The sequence below is a fragment of the Blastococcus sp. SYSU DS0617 genome (assembly GCF_054051075.1).
This window is the reverse complement of record NZ_JBJHAO010000033.1, coordinates 1-824: the sequence shown is the minus strand read 5'-3', so window position 1 is coordinate 824 and position 824 is coordinate 1. Positions and strand designations below refer to the sequence as shown.

2 protein-coding genes are annotated in these 824 nt (G+C 71.6%); both read right to left on the bottom strand.

Going from position 1 to position 824, the window contains the following annotated elements; translation table 11 throughout:
• On the bottom strand, positions 1-277 hold a 277-nt coding region (gene ligD, locus ACI793_RS19250; RefSeq protein WP_456607985.1), incomplete at its 3' end, for a non-homologous end-joining DNA ligase LigD.
• 87 nt (positions 278-364) lie between these two features.
• Positions 365-571 (bottom strand): hypothetical protein, encoded by a 207-nt coding sequence (locus ACI793_RS19245; RefSeq protein WP_456607984.1) that lies wholly within the window; start codon positions 569-571, stop codon positions 365-367.
• Between the last annotated feature and the right edge of the window lie 253 nt (positions 572-824).

Below are 824 nucleotides of genomic sequence, written 5' to 3'. Positions count from 1 at the left end.
CCGCCCGGCGCACGTCGGTGAAGGTCCACCGGGGCTGGATGGGCACGTAGATGTGCACGCCGCGGCCCCCGGAGGTCTTCGGCCAGCCCTCCATGCCGAACTCGTGCAGCAGCTCGCGCACGTGCGGCGCCACCCACACGGCGTCGGAGAAGTCGGTGCCCGGCTGCGGGTCGAGGTCGATGCGGATCTGGTTCGGCGACTCGACGTCTGCCTTGTCCACCGGCCAGGGGTGGAAGGTGAGCGTGCCCAGGTTGGCGCACCACGCGACGACGGCCACCGAGTCCGGCGCGATCTCGTCGGCTGCAACGTCATCGGACTGTCCAGGCGCGGAACCACGTCACCAGGGCGCGCCGCGCGCGGCGTGTCACGGGCCCGCTGTGATCGGGAAGCAGTGGGCCGCGATGCCGATGAGGACGACGATCGCTCCGGCGGTCCGGTAGCCCCACAACCACGCGGGAGCTGCGCTCGCCACCGTGTCGGGGTCGGCCTCCGCATCGTGGGTCTCGGCGGCCCACCGGGAAAACGGGCGGGCCGCCAGCATGAGAAGCAAGCCGGCGAGCACGATGAGCATGAGCGAGACCCCCTCGTAACGCAGAAGATGTCGACGTCGGGCGCCGGACCGCTGTGGATCAGCCCCTGTTGCAGGGCCGAGGGATCTGCAGCGGCACGTCGTGAGCGGCCGCTGGGGACGTTCCCGGTCCTGTGGGGCCTGATCGCCGCATCGTCAGGGGGGGGGGGGGGGGGCCGCCCCCCCCCGTGGGACGCCCGTTCCCACACCCCAACCCGCCCAGCGGTGTGTGGCACCACCATTTAAAACCCACAAG

Bases quoted from the DNA above. Each gene is read 5' to 3' on its own strand.
- ACI793_RS19245 (WP_456607984.1), bottom strand. From the start codon at position 571: ATGCTCATCGTGCTCGCCGGCTTGCTTCTCATGCTGGCGGCCCGCCCG.